Genomic DNA, 24313 nt, shown 5'->3' on the forward strand with positions numbered 1-24313 from the left:
CTTTTTGAACGTGGATAGCGCAAAATCTGAACATTACACTATGTTGTAAATTGTTGCTTCCCATCATGGAGATGAAAATGAAAAAGCTTATGACGTCATTGGCGGTTGCAGCCGCTATCGCATCACCAGTTGCTCTTGCTGACAGTACACCTGTGATGTTCTCTACTATCGACAACACAAACGCACCTTCTAACTCGTCGGTTGGTGGTGTTCGTTTAGCCGTGTTGCATGGACAGGTGAATGAGGTTAAAGGTGTCGACTTTTCGCTGCTTGGTATGTCAGAAACGGATCGTACGACAGGTGTGAACTTCGGTCTGTTTTTTGGTGCAGCAAAGGTAAACCAAGAAATGAAAGGTGCGTCTTTAGGCTTAGTTAACTGGAACCAAGGGCAGACGACGGGTGTTAACTTGGGTGCTGTCAACATTACGAACAATGTAAAAGGCTTGAACTGGAGCGCGGTGAACTATTCTGAAGGCTACACCATGGCGGATGTGGGCTTAGCGAGTATCTCTAAAAAGTCTAACTTCCAGTTTGGTTTCTTCAACATGACCGATCAAATTGATGGCGTACAAATTGGTCTTTTGAACTGTGCGGATAACGGTTTCTTCAAGTGTTTCCCACTCATCAACTTCGCTAAATAATCCCTGAGCAAGTCAGAATCTTTAGATACCGAAAGCCCTCGATATTCGTCGAGGGCTTTTTAATTACTGATGGGGTGAAGCGAGTTTACCGGCGCGTTAACTATTTAATTAAGCGGGATGAGGTTTTGCGTTGTTGAATTCTTTGGTGAACCCCTCGGCGCAATGCTTTGATGTGGTTTTCTGCTTTATCCACGCCCAGTAACACCGTTAAAGCCAGTAGGGTAATGACCACCGACTGCGTTAAATAACCCAAACCGATCATCAACCCTAATCCTGCCAGTACCCAAATAACCGCTGCGGATGTTACGCCGTGGATTTTTCCATCGAGTGTCATCATCACGCCTGCGCCCAAGAAGCCGACGCCAGTAATAATCTGACCAAGCACGCGTGCTTGATCGAGCGTATTTGGCGATAACGATACTGCCATCGACATAAACAGGTAAGTGCCTGAAATAATAAGAATTGCCGTGCGAATGCCAACAGGTTTACCACGAGTTTGGCGTTCGATACCGATCATTAGCCCATTAATGGCACAGCATAGTAGGGCAGGCCAGCTGAATGGGCCAAGATCGAAAATTTGTTCGAGTGCTGTATGCATCTTGACCTCCAAAAGAGCGGAGTATGCATAGACTTACCGTGCAAAGCGAACAAAAAGGAACGGTCGTGACGACAAATTTAATTGAGCGTCAGGACCTATTCTAAATGCAAATCCAACGGCGTTTTACTTGGCCTGCCACCAATTTCTCGTGTGAGTTTTGGTACCAGATAACCCGATACACGTGTGATGAGTCCGCGCATAATGGCTTTTGCTTCTTCGTCCGAAATAAAGTAGTGCGCCGCGCCTTGCACCTTATCAAGAACGTGGAGGTAATAAGGCAAGATACCCGCGTCAAATAAGGCTTCACTTAACGCCACTTGAGCTTCTACCGAATCATTCACGCCTTTCAGCAGAACGCCTTGGTTTAGAAGCGTAACGCCTGCTCTTTTGAGCTTGAACATCTGTTCAGCAAATTCGTCATTGATTTCGTTGGCATGGTTGATGTGAGTCACGAGGATGATTTGCAACCTTGATGCTTGCAGCAGTTGGCATAGTTCATCAGTGACTCGAGCGGGAATCACCACAGGTAAACGGCTATGAATACGCAGACGTTTGATGTGAGGTATGTGAGCAATGTGCTCTAAAAGCCAATGAATTTCATCGTCTTTTGCCATTAATGGATCACCACCTGAGAAGATGACTTCGTTCAACTCTGGTTGCTGCGCCATGTACTCTAAGCACTTTGTCCATGCCTGCTTGCCGCTTTTATTTTCTTGATATGGGAAGTGACGACGAAAACAGTAACGGCAATTTACCGCGCAGCCACCTTTGACGATCATTAAGGCGCGGTTGCGATACTTGTGTAGCAGACCAGGGACTTCATTATCCTGCTCTTCTAACGGATCGTTGGAATAGCCCGGATGTACTTCAAATTCATCACTTAATGGTAAAACCTGACGTAAAAGAGGGTCTTTAGGGTTGCCTTTCTCCATCCTATCGACAAAACTTTGCGGTACACGCTGTGCAAACAGCTTGCGCGCGGCAAACCCGTCTTGCCACGGTGAAGGATCTATTTCCAGTATTTCGAGCAATTTTGCAGGATCAGAGATCCCATTCGCCAACTGTTTGAGCCAGTTTTGCTCAACAGATTCGACTTTTCGGGTTATTATGTGCGGCATTGAATTTAGCTCTAAGAATGTAAGAGGAAAAAATGGCTACAGTTAGCACCAATGAATTTAAAGGCGGTCTTAAGTTAATGCTTGATAACGAGCCTTGTGTAATTCTGGAAAACGAATACGTTAAACCAGGTAAAGGCCAAGCGTTCAACCGCGTTAAAATTCGTAAACTTCTTTCTGGTAAAGTGCTAGAGAAAACATTCAAGTCTGGTGACACTTGTGAAGTGGCAGACGTAATGGATATCGACCTAGATTATCTATATTCAGACGGCGAATTCTACCACTTTATGAACAGTGAAACGTTTGAACAGATCGCAGCAGACGCAAAAGCGGTAGGTGACAACGCTAAGTGGTTGGTAGAAAACAACACTTGTATGATCACTCTTTGGAACGGTAACCCAATTACTGTTACTCCACCAAACTTCGTTGAGCTAGAAGTGGTAGACACAGATCCAGGCCTGAAAGGTGATACTCAAGGTACTGGTGGTAAACCAGCTACGCTATCAACTGGCGCTGTTGTTCGTGTTCCTCTGTTCATCTCAATTGGTGAAGTGATTCGCGTTGATACTCGTACGGCTGAATACGTAGGCCGTGTCAAGTAAGCACTTTAGATTGATTGTTAGAAAGGTCGCTTTGGCGGCCTTTTTTATTGCCTGTAATTCTCTCTTGAATGTTCCTGCATAGAAAATCGATATCCTCCGCAAATTTTCGATGATTTTGTATTATTCGTAAAAATCTTATTTATTTCATGAATCTGTCGATTATTCCTTAATGTAACATTTTGATACATTGGTTCTTGTTGTTGAGTTGCATAGCAATCTGATTTTTATCGATTTAACTCAGTAACAATCCAAAAAGGAGAACAAAATGGAAAGCAGAGGTTTAGGAAGGGGTTTAAAGGTGGAAGAAAGACGTCAGTTACTACACAAAGGATTGAAAGCTGCGGTGTTTGGCGTACCGCTGTTGGCAATAGGCTTAACGATTAATAGCTCTGTGCTGATGACCGATGCAGGTTACAGCTACGTGCATCAGAACAATATCACTGGTGAGTTGGATGTATTTACTGAACCTGGCATTCATTTTCGTATGCCATTTCTGTCCAAAATCACCAAGTATGACCAAGTGATCACTGTGTCATTCGGTAACAGCAAGGGCGAAGATTTTTATCAACGTCTTGATGCGATTCAGGTTCGATTTGCCGACACCTACATTGGTCAGATCCCCGTAACATTCCGCTTTAAGCTCAGTAATGACCCTGAAGCGGTGAAGAAGATGCACAAAGAGTTCCGTAACAACAGTAACTTGATTGATGCGCTGCTTGTAAAGAACGCACGTAACGTGACGGTGATTACTGCTACCCAATACACGGGTGAAGAGTTTTTCCAAGGTGGTTTGAACCAGTTCAAATCGAAACTTGGCGATCAGTTGCGAGAGGGGATTTATCTAACAGAGCGACGTCAGGTTGAAGTGGAAGAGTTGGATCTTGCGCCTGTTGGGGCGAATCAGGCCAATGCGAACCAACTACAGCGCACCAATCAACTGGTTTGGAAAACGGTGCCAGTTGTAGATAAAACCGGGCAACCAATTCGTCAAGACAACCCGTTACAACAATACGGCATTCAAGTGACGCAGGTGACCATTGGTGACCCACAGCCAGAAAAGCAATTGGATCAGCTATTGGCGGATAAAAAGCGTTTAGTGGCGGATCGTATTCGCGCGATTCAGGAACAAGAAACGTCGAAAGCACAGGCTGAGACCGAGCAGTTACGTAAAGAGATTCAACGAACACGTGAAGTGCAAGACGCTCAGCGTGGTAAAGAACTCGCTATTATTGCTCAGCAAAAAGAAGTGGAAGTTGCACGTCAGATTGCAGAGCGTGAAATCGTTGAAGTGGAAAAAACCAAACGACTTGCTGAAGTCGAGAAGGAGAAAGAGCTAGCTATCGCAGAGGCTAACTTAGCCATTCAAAAGGCGAACGCACTTTCTGCTGAGTTTGAAGCGAAAGCGATATTAGCGAAAGGTCGTGCAGAATCTGAGGTCCTAAAAGCGAAGTACTCGGCGTTAGGGGCAAACCGTGAAGTTTATTTGGCAGAGTTGAATCGAGACGTAGCGAACTCGTTGTACAACAACTTGCAAAACTTCCAAGTTCAGATGCCACAAAACTACATTGGTGGTAGCGAAGAAACGGGCTTGAAAACAAACCTAGATGTGATTACTGGCTTTGGCGCCCTGGGTCTTATGGACCAAACGAAGAAGGTCATACAGCAATAAGATCATGGGTGGTCAAAAACTTAAAAAGCAAAAAGATCATGGGTAACCCAAAGCAATAAAAAAGCTGGCATAGAGCCAGCTTTTTCTTTTTAGTCAGTATCTTAAATCATGAAGATAAAGATAACGGCTAGTGCAGTAATGAGGCCTGCAAATGCATAGCATGCAATTTTACCTATCACACCAGTGTGGAATTTAAGGTCGTGCATGCCGTGGTGTACACGGTGCATCGCATGCCACATTGGTAGAGCTAGGGTGCCAATGATGAATAGCGCACCGATGATACTGGTTGCGAATTCGGAGACACGCTCGTAGCTCATCGCTTCTGCATCAATCACGCCTAGTGGGACCAAGATACCTAGCACCAATACCGTGATTGGCGTGATCATCGCGAACCAAGTACCGCCAGCACCAAATAGACCCCACCAGATTGGCTCATCAGAACGTTTTGGTGATGTGTTTACACTATAATTCGGTTTCATGCTCAGCTCCTTACACCACGATGAGAACGAACAGTGAGATGAACGCAACCGCGGCCCACTGAGTCAATACGATGATTTTCTTGTCCACCAGTTTGCCTTTCAAACGAATTGGCATTACTTGCGGCATCATGCTGAAGAAAGTTTGAGCGTGGAATAGGCTACCTAGTAGTGCAACGATGTTGATTGCGACTACGATTGGGTTTGCCATAAAATCCAACCAACCTTGCCATGCTTCAGGGCCTTTCACCAAGCAACCTAAACCGAAAGTTAGGAACAGAGTGAATAGGACCAAAGGCAGCACAGTCGCTTCACGTAGCATGTAGAAGCGGTAGAAAGGATGGTTCTTCCACCAAGTGCGTTTTACTTCACGAACGTAAGGTTTACGATTGCTCATCCTTATGCCTCCACTTTCTTTGGTGAACCATCAGGTTTCAACATAGCAATCACGAAGTCCATAGAAGACTCCACTTTGCCTTGGTTTACTGCCGCTGCTGGGTCAACGTTCTTCGGACAAACTTCAGAACAGTAACCAACAAACGTACAACCCCAAGCACCGTTTTCACCGTTGATAAGCTTCATGCGCTCATCTTTACCGTTGTCACGGCTGTCTAGGTTGTAGCGGTGCGCTAGCGTTAGTGCCGCAGGACCGATGAACTCAGGGTTCAGACCAAACTGAGGACACGCCGCGTAGCACAGACCGCAGTTGATACAACCAGCGAACTGCTTGTATTTCGCCATTTGCTCTGGCGTTTGCAAGTTCGTACCGTCTTCTGGTTTACGGTCGTTACCAATGATGTATGGTTTGATCGCTTCAAGACGTTCGATGAACGGTGTCATATCAACAATCAAGTCTTTCTCGATTGGGAAGTTCGCTAGAGGCTCGATAGTCACACCGTCTGGGTAATCACGTAGGAAGCTCTTACAAGCAAGCTTCGGTACGTTGTTCACCATGATGCCGCAAGAACCACAGATCGCCATACGGCAAGACCAACGGTAAGACAGATCTTTGTCTAGGTGATCTTTAATGTAGCCCAGTGCGTCAAGCACAGACATGGTTTCATCGAATGGCACTTCGAATGTTTGCTTGTATGGTTCTGCATCTTTTTCTGGGTCATAACGCAGAATGTCTACTTTTTGAATGCGATTTGCTGACATTATGCTTGCTCCTCTGCGTTCTTCTCTTCAGCTGCGGCTTTTTCTGCTGCTTCACCGTATAGACGAGCTTTTGGTTGTGACTTAGTGATAGTCACATTGCTGTAATCGATACTTGGCGCTGAATCTGGTTTGTAGAAAGCAAGCGAGTGTTTTAGGAAGTTCACGTCATCACGTTCTGTACAACCGTCGTCCAGACGTTGGTGCGCACCGCGAGATTCTTTACGTAGAATCGCAGAGTGAACCATCGCTTCTGCGACTTCTAGGCCGTAACCCACTTCAATTGCGTACAGAAGATCAGTGTTAAACACTTTGCCTTTGTCTTTAATGCTGATGCGTTTGTAGCGTTCTTTTAGTTCGGTGATCTTGTTAATGGTTTCTTGCATCAAATCTTCTTGACGGTAGATACCACAACCCGCTTCCATGGTATGACCCATTTCAGTACGGATGTTTGCCCAGTTCTCATCACCTTCTTGGTTCATCAGTTTGGCGATGCGCTCTTCAACTGCTTTCACTTGAGCATCGATTGCAGACTCGTTCCAACCTTTGAATTCTTCAGCGCGTTTCACTGCGTTTTCACCCGCTACGCGACCAAATACCACGAACTCAGCCAATGAGTTAGAACCTAGACGGTTTGCACCGTGAAGACCAACAGACGCACATTCACCAACCGCGAATAGACCTTTAATGCGAGTTTCACAGCCGCCGTTTGTCTCGATACCACCCATGGTGTAGTGAACCGTTGGACGAATTGGAATTGGCTCTTTTGCAGGGTCTACGTTTACGTAAGCTTTTGCTAGCTCACAGATGAACGGTAGACGCTCTTGTAGGTACTCTTCACCTAGGTGGCGAAGATCAAGGTGTACCACATCACCAAGAGGGTGCTTGATGGTGTTGCCTTTCTGTTGTTCGTGCCAGAAAGCTTGAGAAACTTTGTCACGAGGACCCAGTTCCATGTATTTGTTCTTCGGTTGGCCAACTGGAGTTTCAGGGCCCATGCCGTAATCTTGTAGGTAACGGTAGCCGTTCTTGTTAACGATGATACCGCCTTCACCACGACAACCTTCCGTCATCAGGATACCTGTGCCTGGAAGACCGGTTGGGTGGTATTGAACGAATTCCATATCACGTAGAGGAACGCCGTGACGGTAAGCCATTGCCATACCATCGCCCGTTACGATACCGCCATTGGTGTTACAGTGGTAAACACGACCCGCGCCACCTGTTGCTAGAACAACAGATTTTGCTTTGATAGTGACAAGCTCGCCTTCAGACATGTGAATAGCAATCAGACCTTGAACTTCGCCTTCATCAACAAGCAGATCCACCACAAAGTACTCATCAAAACGTTTGATGTTGCTGTACTTCATTGATGTCTGGAATAGCGTATGAAGCATGTGGAAGCCAGTTTTGTCTGCAGCGAACCAAGTACGTTCAACCTTCATACCACCAAAGCGGCGTACGTTGACTTCACCGTTCTCTTTACGACTCCATGGGCAACCCCATTGCTCCATTTGGATCATTTCGCGAGTCGCGTTCTCTACAAAGTATTCAACAACGTCCTGTTCACATAGCCAGTCACCACCGCCAACAGTGTCGTTGAAGTGGTTGTCTAAGCTATCTTCATCCTTGATAACTGCTGCTGAGCCACCCTCTGCAGCGACCGTGTGGGAGCGCATTGGATAAACTTTAGAAATCAGAGCGACTTCTAAGTCTGGGTTTGCTTCAGCCGCTGCAATAGCAGTACGAAGACCAGCGCCGCCTGCGCCGATGACTGCGATATCTGTGGTGATAATTTGCACAGTTATCCTCCAGTGTGTGATTGCGGAAATCCGCTTGTTATTGTCATTACGAGGCGCTCTTTAAAAAGAACTCCCCAAAAGTAGTAGGGTTAGTGTAGATGAGCCACATGGCAGAAAAATTGATGTAATTGGGTTTTTGCTTCGGTAATGCACTTAAGGGCATAGAATTTATAGGTTATGTGACTGCTATCACGGCATCGAGGTTTTGGCCCTCAAGCATTAACATTAGGGATGTTAAACCTGTGTTGCGTGACATTAACCGCATGGATAATAGGATTTTAACTGAGTGTTTTTTGTGCTGCGGCACGAGTAATACTTGCCTCAAATAGGCGAGCACGTTAGTAAAAAGAAGAAGGGATATTCCTCTCTTCTTGAAGAGTAAAAAGCATGTAGAATGAGACTTTCCTCGCTGAATTAAAGTTTGAGAGACTTGTTATGCAAACCAACTGGCAACCTACTGCTTCCATTGACCAACTTCGTCAACGTGCGACGTTAATCGCGTCGATTCGCCAATTCTTCGCTGATCGACAGGTGATGGAAGTCGACACGCCAGCCATGAGTCACGCAACCGTGACTGACATTCATTTGCATACTTTCCAAACCGAGTTTGTTGGCCCGGGTTATGCCGATGGTAGCAAGCTGTTCTTTATGACCAGCCCTGAATTCCACATGAAGCGCCTGCTGGCGGCTGGCAGCGGTTGTATTTATCAAATCAACAAAGCATTTCGTAACGAAGAAAATGGTCGTTACCACAATCCAGAATTCACGATGTTGGAGTGGTATCGCGTTGGCTTTGACCATCACAAGCTGATGGATGAAATGGATGACCTATTGCAGTTGGTATTGAAGTGTGGCGCAGCGCAGCGCATGACGTATCAACAAGCCTTCATTGATGTGTTGGGTGTGTGTCCACTAGAAGGCTCGATGACGGAGCTGAAAACGGCGGCAAGCAAGCTGGGTTTGAGTGACATTGCAGAGCCTGAAGAAGATCGCGATACGTTACTGCAATTGCTATTTAGCGTGGGAGTCGAACACAAAATTGGTCAGGATGTGCCGGCTTTTGTGTACGACTTCCCGGCATCACAGGCGGCGCTTGCGAAAATCAATCCTCAAGACCATCGTGTTGCGGATCGCTTTGAGGTGTATTTTAAGGGAATTGAGCTGGCAAATGGGTTCCATGAACTCGATAACCCGAAAGAGCAACTGGCGCGTTTTGAACAAGATAACGCGAAGCGTCTCGAAATGGGTTTAAAACCGCAGCCAATCGACTATCATTTGATATCCGCATTGGAGGCAGGGTTGCCAGATTGTGCGGGTGTTGCGTTAGGCATCGATCGTTTGATCATGCTAGCGCTCGGCTGTGACCACATTGATCAAGTGACGGCTTTTCCATTCCCAATCGCATAAGGATATTCAATGAACTTGGCTGCTGCACGTTTGGTCATTCTCAGCTACGCAATACTGATTGCTTACTTATCGTTGAGCTCGGGCGAGTTGCAAGACTGGGGCAACATTGCGTATCTTGATAAAATGCAGCACGCCATGGCGTACAGCGGATTTGCGTTTTTAGGTTGCTTTTGCGTGTGGCGTTGGCGTCAACGTTGGGCGGTGGCGATTGGTATCTTATTATTTAGTGCTGCCATCGAATGGCTACAAGGGTATGTCGGAAGACAAACCTCTTGGTTAGACCTTGTCGCCAACTCAACGGGTATTCTAACTGGTCTGTTATGTTACCGTATTTGGAGCCTCTATCGACCTAGGTTGGTGAAGTCGCTATACTCGATTCGTTAATGAAGAGGGAACACGATAACAATGAAAACGCGCGACAAAATCGTCTACGCGGCACTGGAGTTGTTCAACCAACATGGTGAACGCAACATCACCACCAATCACATTGCCGATCACATCGAAATTAGCCCAGGTAATCTGTATTACCACTTCCGTAATAAGCAAGAAATCGTTCGTGAGATCTTTGCGCTTTATTCAGCAGAACTTTTAGAAAGATTTACCCCTATTCAAGGCTCACAAGAAAGCCTGACTATGCTGAAGAGCTACCTAGATTCCATCTTTACGCTAATGTGGAAATACCGCTTTTTCTACGCGAATCTACCTGAGATCTTGTCACGAGATGAGCAGTTACATGAGCAGTACATCGATGTGCAAGAAAAGCTGCAAGCGAACCTCATTGCGATCATGCAAGAGTTTGTATCGCTGAAGCTGCTTAATGTTGATCAACAGCAGTTGAAGTCACTGGTGTGTACGTTGCATTTGATTGCGTGTAGCTGGTTGGCGTATCAATCTGCAATGGCTTCGAAAACCAGCATCACTGAGCAAATGGTGAAGCAAGGGATGTTGCAGATGCTTAATGTCGTTAAGCCATTAGCAACTGAGCAGGGGTTAGAGCAGCTACTGTTACTGGAAGATGCAGTCAGCAATCTACACAGTTAAACGTCAAACTGCTTAATATTTCGAGAGTCACTCTCATTTTCGAGTCGTGGCTCGAGTTGACTTGTCAAATATGCCACGCACAATAGTCCTCATACCGTTCAGCCCTCTCTGGGATATGACTCTCGATAAAGGAACTATCGCTCCATGAATTACGACATTTTTAATGGCGATGCTGATGGCATCATTGCGCTTCTACAATTACGCTTGGCTGATCCTATCGAGGCTCAGTTAATTACTGGTGTAAAGCGCGACATCAAGCTGGTGGAAAAAGTAGACGTGCAAGCGGGTGATGAGCTAACGGTGTTAGACATTTCGATGGAAAAGAACATGGTAGGCCTAGAGCAAGCATTGGCTCAAGGCGCGCACGTGTTTTACGCCGATCACCATAAGGCGGGTGATATTCCTCAGCATGGCAACTTGGATGCGCACATCGATCTCGATGCCAACATGTGTACGGCGTTGATTGTCGATCAATTGCTAAATGGACGTTTTCACACATGGGCGATTACGGCGGCTTATGGCGATAACATGATCGCGAAAGCAGATGAATTGGCTGGCAAGGTCGGATTGTCACACGATCAGAAAGCGCAGCTTAAAGAGCTTGGCACTTTGATTAATTACAACGGTTACGGTTCGAAAGTGGATGACTTACATTTCCATCCTGCGGATTTGTACCAAGCCTTGCTGAAGTACACGTCGCCATTTGATGTAATTGAAGATAAAACTTCGCCTTACTACCAACTGCAGTCTGCTTACCAACAAGATATGGATGCCGCTCTGGCAGTGCCTGCCACGCATGAGAGCGGTAAGCTAAAGCTGTTCGAGCTACCAAACACGGCCGCATCACGTCGAATCAGCGGTGTGTATGGCAACTGGCTGGCAAATCAAAACCCAGATTCTGCTCATGCAGTACTCACCGAAAATGCAGATGGCACTTACACGGTCTCTCTACGTGCCCCGTTGAACAACAAACAAGGCGCCGTTGCCGTGTGTGGACAGTTTCCAACTGGTGGCGGCCGAGAAGCGGCGGCAGGCATCAACACATTAAGCAAAGATGATGTAAGTGCTTTTATTGATGCGGTAGAAACGTACTACGCATAGCATTTGCCAAAATATGAATATAAAAAAGGAGCCGAGTGGCTCCTTTTTTATTATAAGTCGATGAGTAAGATAATCAGCGCTTCAACCAAGATTTCGGGTTTTGCGCTTCACTGTTGCGGCGAATTTCGAAGTAGAGTGATGCGCGATCTTGCCCGCCAGTATCACCCGCAAGAGCGATCACTTCGCCAGCGGTCACGCGATCGCCTTCTTTTTTCGTCAACGCTTGGTTGTAGCCGTAGAGCGTCATGTCGCCTTTGCCGTGGTCAAGCAATACCACTAAGCCATACCCGCGTAAATACTCCGCAAATACGACAGTGCCCGGGTAAACGGCTTTCACTTGTTGACCATAATTGGCCGCAAGCACCATTCCCTTCCAGTTTACTTGCCCGGTTTGGCGAGTACCGAAGTTGTGTAATACACGACCTTTGAGTGGCCATGGCAGTTTACCACGCTGTTTGCCCAGTCCGTCCATTGGCACGGCATTACGCTTAGCCGCTTTGGCGATCTCGGCTTTTAGGCGTGTTTCGTTGCGCTGCAGTTCAGCAAGGTAGCGTTTATCGTTCTTGATACTGCTCTGAATTTTATTCAGGGTTTGCTTACGTTTGGATTGTGTACTTGCCAGCGCCGTACGTTTCTCAGATTGCTGTTTGAGTAACGTCTCGATTTGCTCTTTTTCTAGCTCAAGCTGGTTTTTGTTGTGTGCCAATTCTTGAGTGGTTTTGGTGATTGCATCAATCACTTCCGCACGCGCTTTGGCTAAGTGCTGGAAGTATTGACTCATGCGGTCTTCTTCCACACCTTGATTCAACAAGTGACCATTGGCTTTCGCTCGTTCGGTCACGTAATACGTTTGCAGCAACTGTTTGAGCTCTTCCTCTTGCTCTTGGCGCTGCGCTTCTTGCAAGGCAATTTTCTCTTCTAGCTTGTCTATGTTTTTGTCTGCTTGTGCCAGCTCAGATTTGGTTTGTCTTATTTCGCGCTCAAGTTTAGAAATGCCAAGTTCTTGCTCTTTGAGCGATTTTTGTAGCTCATTGAGTTGCTTTTCTTGGGAAGAGAGAGATTTGCGTTGACGGCTTATCTCACTTGATACGCCTTTGAGCTCTTGTTGACTAGCGGCAGAAGAGGCGAGGGGGTATGTGGCAGATAAAGCACAAGTTAATAAAATAGCCGAGCGTAGAACAGGGTGATTTTGTTTTCGCACTTGAGATTTACCTACCACGTTGTTGTCAAAAGGTTTGTTGACGATTAAATACCATCTCCATGGATAAAGCTTTGTGATTTACCATTAAAGCCTTGATCCATATCGAGAGAAGGTTTGTCCGTTTTTGGACGACCGACGATTTTCGCAGGAACCCCCGCCACAGTTGTGTGTGGTGGTACTGCTTGCAATACCACAGAGCAAGAACCGATTTTCGCGCCTTCGCCCACTTCGATATTGCCAAGAATTTTTGCACCTGCACCAATCATCACACCTTCACGGATTTTCGGGTGACGATCGCCGCACTCTTTACCCGTACCGCCTAAGGTAACGTCTTGTAGAATTGAGACGTCATTATCGATAACTGCAGTTTCACCGATGACGATTCCCGTTGCGTGGTCGAGCATGATGCCGCTACCAATGCGTGCTGCCGGGTGAATGTCTACCTGACACGCAACCGAAATTTGGTTTTGCAGGTAGGTGGCCAGTGCATGGCGCCCTTGCTTCCATAGCCAGTTTGCCACGCGGTAGCCTTGCAGAGCGTGGTAGCCCTTTAAGTACAGCAGCGGCATAGAGTACATCGAAACTGCAGGGTCGCGATTAACCGTGGCACAAATGTCACAAGCGGCACAATCGGTAATGGTTGGGTCGGCAGAGAACGCTTCTTCTACCACTTCACGTACTGCCATTGCTGGCATCGATGCCGTGTTTAACTTGTTTGCCAAAATGTAGCTGAGCGCGGCACAGAAACTTTCATGCTTGATGATGGTGGCATGGTAAAAGCTGGCCAGCATTGGCTCTTGCTCTGACATTTCGCGGGCTTCTGAGACAATTCTGTTCCAGACTTTTTGTTTTTCGCAGTGTTTCATTCTCAATATCCTGAGTGGTTCTTCCGTGACCCGACAACTTCTATTCTTCTCAGATGAGGTGCGAAGGGGCGTAGAGTGCTACTTTCCTTCGGCTTTTTTGTCACGAGCAAGTAAATCTTGCGCTGCCAGGCGTGCATCCTTCCCTTGATACAATACTTGATAAATTTGATCAACAATTGGCATCTCAACACCCATGCGTTGAGAGAGCATCCATACTTCTTTCGTGTTGCGGTAGCCTTCTACGACTTGGCCAATTTCTTCTTGTGCCGTGTCGACGTCTTTACCTTGACCTAGCGCTAAACCAAAGCGGCGGTTACGTGATTGGTTGTCGGTACACGTTAGGACAAGGTCGCCCAAACCAGCCATACCCATGAAGGTTTCTGGTTTTGCACCAAGCGCAGCACCAAGACGGCTCATTTCGGCCAAACCACGAGTAATCAATGCAGTACGCGCGTTGGCTCCAAAACCGATGCCGTCAGACATACCCGCACCAATTGCGATAACGTTTTTCACCGCGCCGCCCAATTGCATGCCGATAAAGTCACTATTGGCGTACACGCGGAAGGTTTTGCTGCAGTGGATTTTTTCTTGTAGGTCAGCGACAAATTCAGCATCTGGAGAAGCAACTGAAATTGCAGTAGGCATGCCCATCGCAAGTTCTTTGGCGAACGTTGGGCCAGACAATACAGCCAGTGAGTAGTTTTCACCGATAATGTCATAAGCGACGTCTTTCAGCAGACGACCCGTTTCTGGCTCAAGACCTTTGGTTGCCCAGCAGATACGAGAGTCTTCACGTAAGAAAGGCTTACAGCTGTTCAGTACGATGCCAAAAACATGGCTTGGAACCACAACCAATAAATCTCGGCTTGCTTGTACGGCTTTTTCTAAATCCGATTCAATGATCAAGCTTTCAGGGAAATCAACACCAGGTAAGAAAGCGTGGTTCGCGCGATCCGCTTCTAAACGTGCCATGTGCTCAGGCTCGTGTCCCCAAAGGACTACGTTCGCGCCGTTACGAGCGAGTGAGATCGCCAGAGAGGTACCGTATGAACCTGCGCCAATCACCGTCATTGCGATGTCTTTACCGTAAGCATTGTTTGTATTTGCTTGTGTCATGCTACCGCCTAATTGTCTTTCTACTAGTAGAATCTAGTTCCTAATCGTCAAATTTTACGCCTTCTGGCGATTAGGAACTAGGAACTTTTGTCAGAAATAAAAAATGCACATTGCATCGGATGGTAGACGCTCTGTGCATTTTATTAGAGTCGGTGACGTCAGCACTCAGGCTATTCGTCACTTACAAAACGTGAATTACGCTTCAGCTTCGCCTTGTTGAGCTTGCTGTTGTAGGTAGTTCATGAATAGCGCGTCGAAGTTAACTGGCGCTAGGTTCAGTTGAGGGAACGTACCTTTAACCACTAGGCTTGAGATAGTTTCACGAGCATATGGGAATAGGATGTTCGGGCAGAATGCGCCTAGGCAATGTGCTAGTTGGCCTGCTTCCATTTGCTCAGCAGTGAAGATACCACCTTGTTGAACTTCACATAGGAACGCTGTTTCTTCTTCGTTCTTCACAGTTACAGTTAGACGTAGAACCACTTCGTAAACGCCTTCACCAAGCTCACGGCTTTGAGTGTCTAGGTCTAGTTTAACGTCTGGGTTCCATTCTTTTTGGAAGATTACTGGAGAGTTTGGCGCTTCGAAAGAAACGTCTTTTAGGAAGATGCGTTGAATTGCGAAGTTTTGTTGTGCTTCTTGAGGTGCTGCTTCAGCCATTTTTTAATCCTTAAATAAATATTTGTAGAGCCTAGAAACGTCTAAACTCAGAAAACTGGTATGTCCCGAGACTAACTGAGCCAATCTACCTTGACTAGATGAAGCGTGTATTACGTGCAAAGCGTCACAACTTAATGCTTCAACTGCTTTCAATTTGCTCAGTTTATTATCCACGAAGCTTGGCAAAAACACGCTTGAATGCGTACCTTGTCTTTTGCCTCTGCCACGTTATCGAAGCTGCCGGGTATTACTTTTTACCACGTACTAAAGGCAGGTTCGCTTCGTTCCATGCAATCAAGCCGTTCTTCAGTAGGCTTACTTTTTCAAAGCCTGCTTTTACTAATAGGTTCGCGCTTTCTTGAGCGTTTTGCCCTGTTTTGCATACCACAATGATTGGGTCTGATTTGTGGTTTTCAAGGCTACCAAAGTTACCCGCTTTGATATCTGACGGTAAAATGTGAAGTGAGTCGGTGATATGACCTTTTTTGAACTCGTCCTTTGTGCGGATATCCACTACAACGCCGTTTTCACGGTTCATAAGATGAGTCAGTTGGTTTACGTTGATTTCTTTGTATGCGGCCGTCGCTGACTTCACGATGTTCATGATAAAGGCGACAAGAAGACCTACCCAAACCAAAGATAGAATCATGTTCTGTTGGAAAAATTCAATGTACTCTTGCATGTCTTGAGCTCTTACGCTGTTGGCGGAAAAATAAAGCAGGAGTATAGCGGGGTTAAGCCTCTTAGGCGAGAGGGTTAAAATTTTCTAACGAATAATTGAGATCTCTATAAACCCTTTATGTTATTGCCATCCGTGCCTTGGACTATGGTAGCTTGATTGTTTTTGCCTATTGGATTTATCGACTTAAGTGATTTTTGTTTTACCGAAAAAAGCGAACAATAGGTACTAACCAATCTTGTTCGATCATGCGTTAAATAAGCGCTGTTTCAGGTGCAAAAACAAGAATCAGAAGCGTAAGAAAACCGAACCTAGACTGGGGTGTACAAAGCGTATTAGGAATGACTATGCTTGTGGAACACGTTTGTCGGCACTGACTCGTTGTTCGCTTAACTTGTAAGATAGCAACAATAAATCGCAAACATTATTTGATCTTAACCTACAGTTTTGGTTAAAAAGTGTAGTAAAATTACGCTAGTTTTGTTTCAAGGTTAGATAGGGCAGCGAGGCCCTACGCCAAAAGTTACTTAAATTTGATGAGGTCATCACTATGTCAGCTAAGAAGCCACTGGCTCTAGTTATCCTTGACGGTTACGGTTACCGTGAAGACACAGCAAGTAACGCAATTGCGAATGCGAAAACACCAGTAATGGATGCTCTGATTGCGAATAACCCACACACTCTAATCTCTGCTTCAGGCATGGATGTTGGCCTTCCTGATGGTCAAATGGGTAACTCAGAAGTTGGTCACACTAACATTGGCGCAGGTCGCGTTGTATACCAAGATCTAACTCGTATCACTAAATCGATCGCTGACGGTGAGTTCGCTGAAACGCCAGCGCTTGTTGAAGCAGTTGATGCTGCTGTTAAAGCAGAGAAAGCGGTACACATTATGGGTCTGATGTCTCCGGGTGGCGTACACTCTCATGAAGACCATATCTACGCAGCGGTTGAAATGGCAGCGGCTCGTGGCGCTGAGAAAATCTACCTACACTGTTTCCTAGACGGTCGTGACACGCCACCACGTAGTGCAGAAAACTCGCTACAACGTTTCCAAGATCTATTCGCGAAACTAGGTAAAGGTCGTGTTGCTTCTCTAGTAGGTCGCTACTACGCTATGGACCGTGACAACAATTGGGATCGCGTTCAAGTTGCTTACGATCTTCTGACTCAAGCGAAAGCTGAGTTCACAGCAGAAACCGCCGTTGCTGGTCTAGAAGCCGCTTACGCTCGTGAAGAGAACGATGAGTTCGTGAAAGCGACAGCAATTAAAGCGGAAGGCGAAGAAGACGCAATCATGCAAGACGGTGATGCGGTTATCTTCATGAACTACCGTGCTGACCGTGCTCGTCAAATCACTCGTGCATTCGTGCCTGACTTTGATGGTTTTGATCGTGCGGTATTCCCGGCAGTTAACTTCGTTATGTTGACTCAATACGCGGCAGATATCCCTCTAGCAATCGCATTCCCACCAGCGTCTCTAGAAAACACGTACGGTGAGTGGCTGTCTAAGCAAGGTCAAACTCAGCTACGTATCTCTGAAACAGAGAAATATGCGCACGTAACGTTTTTCTTCAACGGCGGTGTTGAAAACGAATTTGAAGGCGAAGAGCGCCAGCTTGTTGCTTCTCCAAAAGTAGCCACTTACGACCTTCAGCCAGAAATGAGCTCCCCTGAGCTTACAGAGAAACTGGTTGCGGCTATCAAGTCTGGTAAGTTCGACACTATCATCTGTAACTACCCGAACGCAGATATGGTTGGTCACACTGGCGTTTACGAAGCAGCTGAGAAAGCAATCGAAGCGCTAGATGAAAGTGTTGGCAAAGTAGTTGAAGCAATCAAAGAAGTTGGCGGTCAGCTATTGATCACTGCGGACCACGGTAACGCAGAAATGATGGTTGACCCAGAAACGGGTGGTACTCACACAGCGCACACTAACCTACCGGTTCCTCTTATTTACGTAGGTGATAAAGCGGTTGAGTTCAAAGAAGGCGGCAAACTGTCTGACCTTGCACCAACCATGCTTTCTCTAGCGGGTCTAGATATCCCAGCAGAAATGACGGGTGAAGTGCTAGTTAAATAATTAACTGACAACTCAGAATGACAAAAGCCCGAGTTTAAACTCGGGCTTTTTTGTATCTGGCAACAAGGGCTGGTCTGTAAGGTTATTGAACCAAAATGCCAGCACCAATCACAGCTAGGGCTGCGCCCAACCATGCAAATCGGTTTGGTCGGCGTTTAGTGTAAATCCAGAGCAGCGGTAGCAACATAATTGGCGTGGTTGAAGATAGCAGTGCAACCATACCTACATTTCCTTCTTGCAGTGCGTATAAGATCAGCGTCATGCCGACGGCCATCGCCAAGAAACCGTTAAGCGCAGTAATACCAAATACTCGCCAAGTAATGTGTTGTGTCGAGCGAGCGACTTTGACCCCTAGAACTAACAACATGCTGTGGGCGAAAAATGCACTGATCATTCGAATAGCAGAAGCCGCAACGGGGTCAATACTGGTTTGCATTACTGGCTTGGCGATGATGCCGCCCAATGCTTGGCACATTGCTGCGGTTAAGCCAAGTCCAATACCCACCCAGATGTTACCTTTAATGTCTTCCAAGACGTTATTCACTTGACCTCTTCGGCCAAAGAATATCGCCATCACCACGCCGCTAAATACCAATGATGCGCCCAGTAGTTCTATTGTGGTCATGACTTCGCTAAATAAGAAGTAGCCCAAAATGGCCGAGAATACCGCATGGCAGGAAAACAGTAGTCCGGCTTGTCTTGGTCCCATACGATTCAAGCACGCAAACAGAGCGGTATCACCGATGAAAATTCCAATCAGACCCGACGCCATCATTGGCGTTACATGTTCCCAAGAAACCGTTAACCAGCCGCCAGTTATCCAGGCCATTGTTGATAAGATCACGGCCGTACAGCCCATGCGCCAGCGGCTGTAAGAAAATGCGCCTAGGTGTTGTGCAGGAATGACAGAAATAAGGCTAGAAACTGCCCACAAAAAAGCGGCACATAAAGCAAGCCATTCGTAACCCATGATGTGTCGACGTCCTTGTAGATTTGAGGAGTCTTAATATGCACGAAATTTAATGGATGTAAAAGCTGCTCTGTGAGGGTAATAGCTGGCGAACAGCTCCATGACAACAAGCTCTGTCACGAGCTTTTCGATTAAAACATCACCAGAACTGCGCCATACACGATAAATAGACCAATCAAACCAAGAATCAGCCCCACTTTCGCCATGTCTTTGCTCTCGATTAGGCCTGTTGAATAAGCCAAAGAGTTTGGTGGCGTGGAAACCGGTAAGATCATGCCAAGTGATGCGGAGAATGCGACGACAACCAGTAAACCTTGTAGGCCACCAACCGCAATAAGGCTTGGCATGGATGTACCAATAGCGGCAGCAATAGGCATTAATAAGTTTGCCGTTGCGGTATTAGACATAAAGTTCGCCATTAACCAACATACGACCGATAGGGCAAAGACAACGGCAAATGGTGATAGTAAGCTGTAATCAATGGCGTGCGCTAATGCTTCGGCTAAGCCCGTTTTGTCTAAGGCAATACCAATTGCGATACCACCAGCAACCAGCCATAGCACGTCCCAGTTAATCAGCTTGAGTTCTTCTTTTCCCATAATGCCCGTTAAGGTGAACACCGCAAGCGGGATAATCGCAACAACATACGTGTTCATGCCGTGTACTTTTGTCGTCATCCAAAGCACAATGGTTAGTGCAAAAGTGATGTAGACGACGATCGCGCGCCAGCTCTTTTTGAACGTACCATCCAGCTTTAGTTTCATTTCTGGTTCGCTGGACGGAAACAGCTTCTGCAACAAAAACCAAGCAACAGTGAGTTGTATCAGCACAAATGGTAGGCCCATTGTCATCCAAGATAGGAAGTCTATGGCGTTTTCTCCGGTGAGGTATTGGAGCGCTATTGCGTTAGGTGGCGTGCCTATCGGAGTTGCAATGCCGCCAGTATTCGCGGCAATTGGAATGCACAGCACCAGCGCTTTAATCCCTAGATCCCCTTTAGGTGCAGAAGCGACGATTGGACCGAGCAGCGCCAACATCATGACCGTCGTGGCAGTGTTGGACATGAACATTGAAAAAACGGCGGTAATGAGCATCAAACCCAGCATGATGAACTTAGGTTGTGTGCCGAATGGTTTTAGTAGTACTCGGGCGAGATTGTTGTCGAGTTCGTATTTGGAAGCCGCGATGGCGAGGGCAAACCCACCCATAAAAAGAATAATGATCGGTGAAGAGAAGGCAGAGAAAATATCAGTGTAAGCAATTAACTCTCCTAAATCATGCCCCGCTGGTGGATTGCGAAATAGATGCAAACCTTTATCCGATATCATGATCAGTTCAAGAGCGATAATAAGAATGGACGTAGCAAAAACGGGTACCGGCTCAAGAACCCAAAGTAGGGCAGCAAGAAGAAAAATAGCCAACAGGCGATGCTGAATTAAAGTGAGATCATCAATAGGAATAGCATCAATCGGCATCATCAAAACACCGAGCGGAACTAAAAAGCACACCAGCAATTTCGCCAGCGTGTTTACACTCATCTTTGGCATTGGCTGCCCCTCTAAATATTCATCCTAAGCGCAGGATAATTGATTGTGGAATGAAGGTCTTAGAGGCAGGTATGAGTTTGAGAAATAGAGGCTAAATTTTGAACGGAATTTTGCTTTTTATCAATAAAAAGAGCCCTTGAGAAAGGGCTCTTTTAACGGGGTTTTGCTTATTTTTTCAAGGCGTAAGGTGTGCCCATTACGGTTGGCTTACCGTTTTCCATGCTTGCGTCAAACTCAATCGCGTCTTTGGCAAACAGGTTAATAACAGTAGAACCCAGTTTGAAGCGGCCCATCTCTTCGCCTTTTTTCAAGATCACGGCCTTGTCACCCTCAGCTGGGTAATCCCATTTGTAGACAGTATTGCCACGAGGCGGAGTGATCGTGCCAGCCCACACTTGCTCAATGCTGCCAACAATTGTCGCACCAACAAGCACTTGTGCCATTGGACCAAACTCAGTGTCAAAGATACACACCACACGCTCGTTACGTGCGAATAGATTTGGAACGTTTTCTGCTGTCAGAGGGTTTACTGAGAACAGGTCACCAGGTACGTAAATCATTTGGCGCAGTGTGCCGTCACACGGCATGTGTACACGATGGTAATCGCGCGGAGACAGGTACAGCGTGGCAAAAGATCCATCTTTAAATTCGTTTGCTAAATTCGCGTCACCGCCCAGCAGTTCTTGCGCTGAGAAGTGATGACCTTTTGCTTGGATAAGTTGACCATCTTCAATAGGGCCAAATTGGCTAACACAAGCGTCGGCTGGATGAGTGATGACGTTTTCGCCTTCAGAAATTGGGCGTGCGCCCTCTTTTAGCTCACGAACGAAAAACTCGTTGAACGTTTTAAAATGCTTAGGATCTGAGTGCTTCGCCTCATCCATGTTCACATTGTATTGTTTGATAAACCAACGAATAACTGCTGTTGTTAGACCGCCAGCTTTTGCTGAAGCCAGTTTACCCATTAGGCGAGTGAGGCCGTGTTGTGGGATCCAGTACTGCAGTCCAACTTTAAACTTGTCCATCTTTAATTCCGATACTTCTGTTAGATTCGCGCTTTAGGGCGCGTGATGTTACTGAAATTTAATTTGCTTGTCAGTATTAGGTGAAGACTTTTTACACAGTTACAGTCTTAACTTAATTACAGATCGGCTTTCTTATTGCGTGAATACTGACGGTTTGCTTTGTTTTCAACCATGCTTTCCAAAATGCGATGGTAGTTTTCAAAGCGAGTTTCGTTGATTTCCCCTTTCTCAACAGCTTCACGTAGAAGGCAGCCAGGGTCGTCATTGTGCTTACAATCTCGGAACTTACAACCGCCTAAGTATGGTCGGAATTCAACGAATGCTTTCGTTACTTCTTCTGCTTCCAAATGCCAAAGCCCAAATTCACGCACTCCAGGCGAGTCGATCAAGTCGCCACCCGTCGGAATATGATACAAGCGCGCTGCTGTCGTGGTGTGTTGGCCTAAACCAGAGTTCTCTGAAACTTCGCCTTCTTCCACTTCGCTCTCTAGTTCCGGCATTAACGCGTTGACTAAGCTGGATTTCCCTACGCCTGATTGACCAACAAAGATATTAATTCGGTCACGCAGCAGAGTTTCTAGTTCAGCAATGCCTTCTCCAGATTTCTTGCTGACCAGAAGCACTTTATAGCCAATGCGTTCATATTCTTTGAGCCATTCTTCATACATTGCACGATCATCGGCTTCTAGAAGATCGACTTTGTTTAAGACCAGCAATGGTGCGATATTCAGTGTTTCTGATGCTACGAGGTAACGGTCAATAATATTCAGTGATAGCTCGGGCAGTACCGAGGAGACAATGACCATTTGATCAATATTGGCAGCTACGGGCTTTAGGCCATCGTAGTAATCTGGACGAGTGAGCACTGAAGAACGAGGTTCTACCGCTTCAACAACGCCAGAAATGCCAGCCATAGACTCCAAGCCTTCGCGCCATAAAACTCGATCGCCAGATACTAAAGATTCGATACCACGGCGAAGGTTACATCGTTGAATCTCGCCTGTTTCAAGGTCTTCAATATCCGCGTGCTGGCCAAAACGAGTGATCACGAGACCTTGTTTGCTTGCGCCTAGCATGTTTTCATCCCACTGGATGGACTCTTCTTGCTTTTTTAAACGCTTTTGTTGGTTGCTGCGTACGCGTCGCACTTGACCTTTGGTTAACTTTTTCTTCTTTGCCACAATTCTGTACTTTATGTGAATTTACTCAAATGGTTGAGCCGTGATCTTGGCTCTGAGTGAGTATCGTGTTTCCCGTATTTTGAGGTATAGTACCTCTTTTATCGATAAACAAATAGGCGGCGTAACCATGTCCTTTAGCGATCAAAACCTAATTTGGGTTGATTTAGAGATGACAGGGCTTGATCCTGAAACGCACAAAATCATTGAAATTGCTTCTATTGTCACGGATAGCGAGCTAAATATTTTAGCTGAAGGTCCAGTATTAGCGATTCATCAGCCGGAAGAAGAGCTAGCGAAAATGGACGATTGGTGCACCAATACGCATACGGCAAGCGGCTTGGTGGAACGCGTTCGCAACAGTAAAATCTCAGAACAAGATGCGGTCGCACAAACCATTGAATTCTTAGAAAAATGGGTGCCGAAAGGAGCGTCGCCAATATGTGGTAACAGCATTGGGCAGGATCGTCGCTTCTTGTACAAACACATGCCGGAATTAGAAGAGTTCTTTCATTACCGATATGTTGACGTCAGCACTCTTAAAGAATTGGCGCGTCGTTGGCAACCTGAAGTATTAAATGGGTTCACAAAACAGGGAACACATTTGGCCTTGGACGACATTCGCGAGTCGATTGCAGAACTTAAGTACTATCGTGGTACTATTTTCAAGATTTAACTGTTAAGGTTGCGATCCAAATTGTTGTAATTTATATCGCTTTTGATTGCTTTTTCATCGTTCAGTAAAAAAATAAAGTTTTTTTGAAGGAAGGACTTGCATCACAAAAAAATGCTCTTATAATTCGCAGCCCTAAACAGCGGAAACGTTGTTGATGCGACACTAGCTCAGTTGGTAGAGCGCAACCTTGCCAAGGTTGAGGTCACGAGTTCGAACCTCGTGTGTCGCTCCAGTTTTATAGTTCTCACGGTACTTAACGGTGACACAATACGGACGCGGGGTGGAGCAGCTTGGTAGCTCGTCGGGCTCATAACCCGAAGGTCGTCGGTTCAAATCCGGCCCCCGCAACCAAATTCTATTAATAGCGACTGCTGTTAATATGCGACACTAGCTCAGTTGGTAGAGCGCAACCTTGCCAAGGTTGAGGTCACGAGTTCGAACCTCGTGTGTCGCTCCAGTTTCATAGTTCTCACGGTACTTAACGGTGACACAATACGGACGCGGGGTGGAGCAGCTTGGTAGCTCGTCGGGCTCATAACCCGAAGGTCGTCGGTTCAAATCCGGCCCCCGCAACCAAATTCCATTAATAGCGACTGCTGTTAATATGCGACACTAGCTCAGTTGGTAGAGCGCAACCTTGCCAAGGTTGAGGTCACGAGTTCGAACCTCGTGTGTCGCTCCAGTTTCATAGTTCTCACGGTACTT

General features: G+C 46.3%; 24 protein-coding genes and 5 tRNA genes. 14 read left to right on the forward strand and 15 right to left on the reverse strand.

Going from position 1 to position 24313, the window contains the following annotated elements; genetic code table 11:
* Positions 1–77: 77 nt before the first annotated feature.
* Positions 78–641: a hypothetical protein gene (locus tag NL644_RS20725; protein WP_005395435.1), complete on the forward strand. Its 564-nt coding sequence runs from the start codon at positions 78–80 to the stop codon at positions 639–641.
* Positions 642–741: 100 nt separating this feature from the next.
* On the opposite strand, the gene NL644_RS20730 is transcribed toward NL644_RS20725, so the two are convergent.
* Together NL644_RS20730 and epmB are read right to left on the reverse strand one after the other, a co-directional pair.
* A complete protein-coding gene (locus NL644_RS20730; protein WP_005395427.1) occupies positions 742–1239 on the reverse strand; it encodes an MgtC/SapB family protein in 498 nt (165 codons plus the stop codon).
* 95 nt (positions 1240–1334) lie between these two features.
* A complete protein-coding gene (gene epmB, locus NL644_RS20735) occupies positions 1335–2357 on the reverse strand; it encodes an EF-P beta-lysylation protein EpmB (RefSeq protein WP_005381502.1) in 1023 nt (340 codons plus the stop codon).
* A gap of 32 nt (positions 2358–2389) precedes the next feature.
* On the opposite strand from epmB, the gene efp reads away from it, so the two are divergent.
* A complete protein-coding gene (gene efp, locus NL644_RS20740; RefSeq protein ID WP_005395425.1) occupies positions 2390–2956 on the forward strand; it encodes an elongation factor P in 567 nt (188 codons plus the stop codon).
* Between the two features lie 265 nt (positions 2957–3221).
* Complete coding sequence (locus tag NL644_RS20745) at positions 3222–4625, forward strand: SPFH domain-containing protein (protein ID WP_005395423.1); 1404 nt, start codon at positions 3222–3224, stop codon at positions 4623–4625.
* Between the two features lie 101 nt (positions 4626–4726).
* Here the strand turns inward: NL644_RS20745 and frdD are convergent, their stop codons facing one another.
* Genes frdD through frdA form a run of 4 tightly spaced genes read right to left on the reverse strand, consistent with a single transcriptional unit; the run spans position 4727 to position 8058 of the window.
* Positions 4727–5104 (reverse strand): fumarate reductase subunit FrdD, encoded by a 378-nt coding sequence (frdD, locus tag NL644_RS20750; RefSeq protein ID WP_005395421.1) that lies wholly within the window; start codon positions 5102–5104, stop codon positions 4727–4729.
* 10 nt (positions 5105–5114) lie between these two features.
* Positions 5115–5498, reverse strand: a complete 384-nt coding sequence (gene frdC, locus NL644_RS20755; protein WP_253658749.1) for a fumarate reductase subunit FrdC — start codon at positions 5496–5498, stop codon at positions 5115–5117.
* 2 nt (positions 5499–5500) lie between these two features.
* The gene (locus NL644_RS20760; RefSeq protein ID WP_005381489.1) at positions 5501–6259 is read right to left on the reverse strand and encodes a succinate dehydrogenase/fumarate reductase iron-sulfur subunit; all 759 of its coding nucleotides are present in this window, start codon (positions 6257–6259) and stop codon (positions 5501–5503) included.
* Positions 6259–8058, reverse strand: a complete 1800-nt coding sequence (frdA, locus tag NL644_RS20765) for a fumarate reductase (quinol) flavoprotein subunit (protein WP_047010259.1) — start codon at positions 8056–8058, stop codon at positions 6259–6261. Before frdA ends, NL644_RS20760 begins: the two co-directional genes overlap by 1 nt.
* 435 nt (positions 8059–8493) lie before the next feature.
* On the opposite strand from frdA, the gene epmA reads away from it, so the two are divergent.
* The 4 genes from epmA (at position 8494) to NL644_RS20785 (ending at position 11607) form a co-directional block, all read left to right on the forward strand.
* Positions 8494–9465 carry an elongation factor P--(R)-beta-lysine ligase gene (epmA, locus tag NL644_RS20770; RefSeq protein ID WP_114324021.1) on the forward strand — a complete coding sequence of 324 codons (972 nt, stop codon included), beginning with the start codon at positions 8494–8496 and terminating at the stop codon, positions 9463–9465.
* Between the two features lie 9 nt (positions 9466–9474).
* Complete coding sequence (locus tag NL644_RS20775) at positions 9475–9849, forward strand: VanZ family protein (protein ID WP_005395414.1); 375 nt, start codon at positions 9475–9477, stop codon at positions 9847–9849.
* 21 nt (positions 9850–9870) lie between these two features.
* Positions 9871–10506 (forward strand): TetR/AcrR family transcriptional regulator, encoded by a 636-nt coding sequence (locus NL644_RS20780; RefSeq protein ID WP_005395413.1) that lies wholly within the window; start codon positions 9871–9873, stop codon positions 10504–10506.
* A gap of 144 nt (positions 10507–10650) precedes the next feature.
* Positions 10651–11607 carry a DHH family phosphoesterase gene (locus NL644_RS20785; protein WP_167426170.1) on the forward strand — a complete coding sequence of 319 codons (957 nt, stop codon included), beginning with the start codon at positions 10651–10653 and terminating at the stop codon, positions 11605–11607.
* A gap of 73 nt (positions 11608–11680) precedes the next feature.
* Here the strand turns inward: NL644_RS20785 and NL644_RS20790 are convergent, their stop codons facing one another.
* The 5 genes from NL644_RS20790 to NL644_RS20810 all read right to left on the reverse strand — a co-directional run bounded on the left by NL644_RS20790 (position 11681) and on the right by NL644_RS20810 (position 16132).
* Positions 11681–12826 (reverse strand): murein hydrolase activator EnvC, encoded by a 1146-nt coding sequence (locus NL644_RS20790; RefSeq protein ID WP_048626686.1) that lies wholly within the window; start codon positions 12824–12826, stop codon positions 11681–11683.
* A gap of 26 nt (positions 12827–12852) precedes the next feature.
* Positions 12853–13674, reverse strand: coding sequence for a serine O-acetyltransferase (gene cysE / locus NL644_RS20795; RefSeq protein ID WP_005395410.1), 822 nt, complete (start codon positions 13672–13674; stop codon positions 12853–12855).
* A gap of 78 nt (positions 13675–13752) precedes the next feature.
* A complete protein-coding gene (gene gpsA / locus NL644_RS20800) occupies positions 13753–14790 on the reverse strand; it encodes an NAD(P)H-dependent glycerol-3-phosphate dehydrogenase (RefSeq protein ID WP_006743122.1) in 1038 nt (345 codons plus the stop codon).
* 195 nt (positions 14791–14985) lie between these two features.
* The gene (gene secB / locus NL644_RS20805; protein WP_005395400.1) at positions 14986–15450 is read right to left on the reverse strand and encodes a protein-export chaperone SecB; all 465 of its coding nucleotides are present in this window, start codon (positions 15448–15450) and stop codon (positions 14986–14988) included.
* A gap of 247 nt (positions 15451–15697) precedes the next feature.
* Positions 15698–16132, reverse strand: coding sequence for a rhodanese-like domain-containing protein (locus tag NL644_RS20810; protein WP_005395399.1), 435 nt, complete (start codon positions 16130–16132; stop codon positions 15698–15700).
* Between the two features lie 547 nt (positions 16133–16679).
* Between NL644_RS20810 and gpmM the strand changes: the two genes are divergently transcribed.
* Entirely contained in the window at positions 16680–18212 is a 1533-nt protein-coding gene (gene gpmM / locus NL644_RS20815; protein WP_253658750.1) for a 2,3-bisphosphoglycerate-independent phosphoglycerate mutase, read from the forward strand.
* An 82-nt stretch (positions 18213–18294) separates the two neighbouring features.
* On the opposite strand, the gene NL644_RS20820 is transcribed toward gpmM, so the two are convergent.
* The 4 genes from NL644_RS20820 to rsgA all read right to left on the reverse strand — a co-directional run bounded on the left by NL644_RS20820 (position 18295) and on the right by rsgA (position 22935).
* Positions 18295–19182, reverse strand: a complete 888-nt coding sequence (locus NL644_RS20820) for a DMT family transporter (protein WP_005381469.1) — start codon at positions 19180–19182, stop codon at positions 18295–18297.
* A gap of 131 nt (positions 19183–19313) precedes the next feature.
* Positions 19314–20729 carry a DASS family sodium-coupled anion symporter gene (locus NL644_RS20825; RefSeq protein WP_253658751.1) on the reverse strand — a complete coding sequence of 472 codons (1416 nt, stop codon included), beginning with the start codon at positions 20727–20729 and terminating at the stop codon, positions 19314–19316.
* Between the two features lie 167 nt (positions 20730–20896).
* Entirely contained in the window at positions 20897–21754 is an 858-nt protein-coding gene (gene asd, locus NL644_RS20830) for an archaetidylserine decarboxylase (protein WP_005395389.1), read from the reverse strand.
* 116 nt (positions 21755–21870) lie between these two features.
* Positions 21871–22935 (reverse strand): small ribosomal subunit biogenesis GTPase RsgA, encoded by a 1065-nt coding sequence (gene rsgA, locus NL644_RS20835; RefSeq protein WP_005395388.1) that lies wholly within the window; start codon positions 22933–22935, stop codon positions 21871–21873.
* A gap of 127 nt (positions 22936–23062) precedes the next feature.
* Here rsgA and orn point away from each other — a divergent pair, with 127 nt between their 5' ends.
* The 6 genes from orn to NL644_RS20865 all read left to right on the forward strand — a co-directional run bounded on the left by orn (position 23063) and on the right by NL644_RS20865 (position 24290).
* The gene (gene orn / locus NL644_RS20840; RefSeq protein WP_005395387.1) at positions 23063–23608 is read left to right on the forward strand and encodes an oligoribonuclease; all 546 of its coding nucleotides are present in this window, start codon (positions 23063–23065) and stop codon (positions 23606–23608) included.
* Between the two features lie 156 nt (positions 23609–23764).
* A tRNA-Gly gene (locus NL644_RS20845) sits at positions 23765–23840 on the forward strand.
* A 42-nt stretch (positions 23841–23882) separates the two neighbouring features.
* Positions 23883–23959: transfer RNA gene (locus tag NL644_RS20850), tRNA-Met, on the forward strand.
* Between the two features lie 30 nt (positions 23960–23989).
* Positions 23990–24065: transfer RNA gene (locus tag NL644_RS20855), tRNA-Gly, on the forward strand.
* A gap of 42 nt (positions 24066–24107) precedes the next feature.
* Positions 24108–24184: transfer RNA gene (locus NL644_RS20860), tRNA-Met, on the forward strand.
* Between the two features lie 30 nt (positions 24185–24214).
* A tRNA-Gly gene (locus tag NL644_RS20865) sits at positions 24215–24290 on the forward strand.
* Positions 24291–24313: the final 23 nt, after the last annotated feature.

Source organism: Vibrio sp. Y10_XG_PY6 (assembly GCF_024181795.1).
GTDB classification, from domain to species: domain Bacteria; phylum Pseudomonadota; class Gammaproteobacteria; order Enterobacterales; family Vibrionaceae; genus Vibrio; species Vibrio diabolicus.

What these genes read in the sequence shown, in the direction of transcription:
- gpsA (WP_006743122.1), bottom strand. Translation starts at nt 14,790, where the DNA reads ATGACACAAGCAAATACAAACAATGCTTACGGTAAAGACATCGCAATG.
- secB (WP_005395400.1), bottom strand. Translation starts at nt 15,450, where the DNA reads ATGGCTGAAGCAGCACCTCAAGAAGCACAACAAAACTTCGCAATTCAA.
- NL644_RS20825 (WP_253658751.1), bottom strand. Translation starts at nt 20,729, where the DNA reads ATGCCAAAGATGAGTGTAAACACGCTGGCGAAATTGCTGGTGTGCTTT.
- frdD (WP_005395421.1), bottom strand. Translation starts at nt 5,104, where the DNA reads ATGAAACCGAATTATAGTGTAAACACATCACCAAAACGTTCTGATGAG.
- asd (WP_005395389.1), bottom strand. Translation starts at nt 21,754, where the DNA reads ATGGACAAGTTTAAAGTTGGACTGCAGTACTGGATCCCACAACACGGC.
- cysE (WP_005395410.1), bottom strand. Translation starts at nt 13,674, where the DNA reads ATGAAACACTGCGAAAAACAAAAAGTCTGGAACAGAATTGTCTCAGAA.
- orn (WP_005395387.1), top strand. Translation starts at nt 23,063, where the DNA reads ATGTCCTTTAGCGATCAAAACCTAATTTGGGTTGATTTAGAGATGACA.
- NL644_RS20745 (WP_005395423.1), top strand. Translation starts at nt 3,222, where the DNA reads ATGGAAAGCAGAGGTTTAGGAAGGGGTTTAAAGGTGGAAGAAAGACGT.
- NL644_RS20730 (WP_005395427.1), bottom strand. Translation starts at nt 1,239, where the DNA reads ATGCATACAGCACTCGAACAAATTTTCGATCTTGGCCCATTCAGCTGG.
- NL644_RS20775 (WP_005395414.1), top strand. Translation starts at nt 9,475, where the DNA reads ATGAACTTGGCTGCTGCACGTTTGGTCATTCTCAGCTACGCAATACTG.
- NL644_RS20760 (WP_005381489.1), bottom strand. Translation starts at nt 6,259, where the DNA reads ATGTCAGCAAATCGCATTCAAAAAGTAGACATTCTGCGTTATGACCCA.
- gpmM (WP_253658750.1), top strand. Translation starts at nt 16,680, where the DNA reads ATGTCAGCTAAGAAGCCACTGGCTCTAGTTATCCTTGACGGTTACGGT.
- NL644_RS20785 (WP_167426170.1), top strand. Translation starts at nt 10,651, where the DNA reads ATGAATTACGACATTTTTAATGGCGATGCTGATGGCATCATTGCGCTT.
- NL644_RS20725 (WP_005395435.1), top strand. Translation starts at nt 78, where the DNA reads ATGAAAAAGCTTATGACGTCATTGGCGGTTGCAGCCGCTATCGCATCA.
- NL644_RS20780 (WP_005395413.1), top strand. Translation starts at nt 9,871, where the DNA reads ATGAAAACGCGCGACAAAATCGTCTACGCGGCACTGGAGTTGTTCAAC.
- epmA (WP_114324021.1), top strand. Translation starts at nt 8,494, where the DNA reads ATGCAAACCAACTGGCAACCTACTGCTTCCATTGACCAACTTCGTCAA.
- NL644_RS20810 (WP_005395399.1), bottom strand. Translation starts at nt 16,132, where the DNA reads ATGCAAGAGTACATTGAATTTTTCCAACAGAACATGATTCTATCTTTG.
- NL644_RS20820 (WP_005381469.1), bottom strand. Translation starts at nt 19,182, where the DNA reads ATGGGTTACGAATGGCTTGCTTTATGTGCCGCTTTTTTGTGGGCAGTT.
- efp (WP_005395425.1), top strand. Translation starts at nt 2,390, where the DNA reads ATGGCTACAGTTAGCACCAATGAATTTAAAGGCGGTCTTAAGTTAATG.
- frdC (WP_253658749.1), bottom strand. Translation starts at nt 5,498, where the DNA reads ATGAGCAATCGTAAACCTTACGTTCGTGAAGTAAAACGCACTTGGTGG.
- epmB (WP_005381502.1), bottom strand. Translation starts at nt 2,357, where the DNA reads ATGCCGCACATAATAACCCGAAAAGTCGAATCTGTTGAGCAAAACTGG.